The organism is Nostoc sp. (assembly GCF_036917415.1).
Lineage (GTDB): Bacteria > Cyanobacteriota > Cyanobacteriia > Cyanobacteriales > Nostocaceae > Nostoc.
Map to the genome: position 1 here is coordinate 1 of NZ_JBALDJ010000118.1, position 2,480 is coordinate 2,480.

Genomic DNA, 2,480 nt, shown 5'->3' on the forward strand with positions numbered 1-2,480 from the left:
ACTCTTAAATGATGGAGAGCTTATTATTAAATGGGGAAGAAAAATAAAAAATAAGGGAAATGCTGTTTGTGCAAATTAAAAGCACAACAGCTTAATAATGCAATCTTCGGTACTGGTAACTCTCTAAACAATTATCTGTACGGGAACGACCTCAATAATATTTTAGACGGTGGTGCTGGCAATGACTCCCTTGATGGCGGTGCAGGTAACGACACCCTTTACGGTGGAGATGGCAACGAATACCTTTATGGTGATATCGGCGATGACTATCTTGATGGCGGTGCTGGCAGCGATCGGCTCAACGGTGAAGCGGGCAACGATACCCTCAACGGTGGAGATAGCAATGACTACTTGTATGGTGGAGATGGTAACGATACCCTCAACGGTGGAGTTGGCAATGACTCCCTGTATGGTGAAGCGGGTAACGATACTCTCAACGGTGGAGATGGCAATGATTATTTTGACCCAGGCACAGGTGTCGATAATGTCGTGGGTGGTTTGGGCAATGACGATCTCTCTTTGAACCTGTCCTCAGTTACTGGTGATATCGTGGTTAACTACACCAACTTGAATGCAGGTACAGTCTCAAATGGCACAACATTTAGTGAGATTGAAAGCATCATTTTAACTACAGGTAGTGGTAACGACACGATTAATCTCAGTGCGGCTGTTGACAGCAATATTCATGGTGGAGAAGGACAGGATGCCATCACTACAGGTGCTGGCAACGATTACCTGTATGGTGAAGAGGGTAATGACACCCTCAATGGTGCTGCTGGTAACGACTACCTTTATGGTGGTATCGGTGATGACTATCTCGATGGCGGTGCTGGCAACGATTACCTGTATGGTGAAGCGGGTAATGATACCCTCAACGGTGGAGATGGCAACGATACCCTCAACGGTGGTACTGGCGACGATGTGATGAATGGGGGACTGGGTACTGATACCTACTTTATTGACAGTGCTTCAGACAGTATTTTTGAAGACACTAATGCTGGCATCGATAGCGTAAATGCCTCTATAGGTTGGACGTTAGGAAATAATTTAGAGAACTTGACCTTGACGGGTACAAGCGCTATTGACGGTATTGGTAATATCCTCAACAACACGATAGCAGGCAATAGTGGTGCTAACAACCTATTCGGTAATGAGGGGAATGACAGTTTGAGTGGAAATAACGGGGATGATTTACTTGATGGCGGTACTGGCGATGATACAATGCTTGGCGGGTCGGGTAATGATGTGCTGATTGGCAATTTTGGCAATGACGTACTCACAGGAAGTACTGGTGCTGATATCTTTGTTCTCAACAGTCCTAACCAGGGTGTTGATAGAATTACGGACTTCTCAAGTGTTGATGATACACTTCATGTTTCTGCTGCGGGTTTTGGCGGTGGGTTGACTGCTGGCAATTTTATAACAACAGACCAAATCTTCATCGGTAGCGGTGCAGTTGCGGCGACTAGTGCTAGTCAAAGGTTTATTTACAACACTTCTACTGGTGCGGTGTTCTTTGATGCTGATGGCAATCAAACTGGGTTTGGTGCGGTGCAGATTGCAACGCTATCTAATAAACCAACGATTGGTAGTAATGACATTTTTGTTATTGCCTAGTAGAGTTTAGGTAACTGTCACACTCAAGTACTTTGTTATTTATAGTGCTTGAGTGTGACATATTACTTTAGTAAGGAGAAAAATAGAATACCAATACTGAATATAGGGGAAAGTGCTAAATTGAAAGTTTGTATTCTAATATAAATTTTTAAATCCTTTATTTTTGTATTTTTGAATAAACTACCTAAACATAAGCTTCTAGATTTTTCTCTGAAATATGACTCAAATGAATAGTGAAAATTTTTATAACCAGGGGATAGAAAAAGCTCAACAAAAAGATTATCAAGGAGCTATCGAAGACTTTAACCAAGCTCTGCGGCTCGATTCAAATAAAATTGAAGTATACAAGCAACGTGGTGCTGCTTACCTTGCACTTGCTAATCATCAAAGGGCGCTAGAAGATTTTAACCAAACACTTAAGTTAAATCCCAATGATGCAGAAATATATGATACGCGAAGTATGGTTTATTTTGCACTTGAAAATACCCAGGCAGCAATCGACGACCTCAACCAAAGTTTGCAATTAAATTCTAACAATGTAAAAGCATATAAACTACGGGCTATTCTCCGTCTGGCAACAGGAGAAACTTCGGGGGTACTTGAGGATTTTAATCAAGCTTTGCGCCTTGCTCCTGACGATGCCGAACTTTATAACAGTCGAGGTTTTATTTTTCTTACTCAGGGAAATCAGCATGAAGCGTTAGAAGACTTCAATCAAGCTTTGCAGCTTAATCCCGATTATGTTGATGCTTACAACAACCGGGGTTTGCTTTACTGCATGACGGGAAATCAGCAGCAAGCTCTTGAGGATTTCAACCAAGCTCTACAGATTGATCCTACATACGTTAAGGCTTACAAAAATC

The 2,480-nt window shown here is 42.1% G+C and carries 2 protein-coding genes; both read left to right on the top strand.

Annotated features, from left to right (window positions below):
- The first annotated feature begins 66 nt into the window (after positions 1–66).
- A complete protein-coding gene (locus V7K41_RS28910; protein WP_334853827.1) occupies positions 67–1,617 on the top strand; it encodes a calcium-binding protein in 1,551 nt (516 codons plus the stop codon).
- A gap of 217 nt (positions 1,618–1,834) precedes the next feature.
- Positions 1,835–2,480: tetratricopeptide repeat protein (locus tag V7K41_RS28915; protein ID WP_334853828.1), on the top strand; the 646-nt coding region annotated here is incomplete at its 3' end.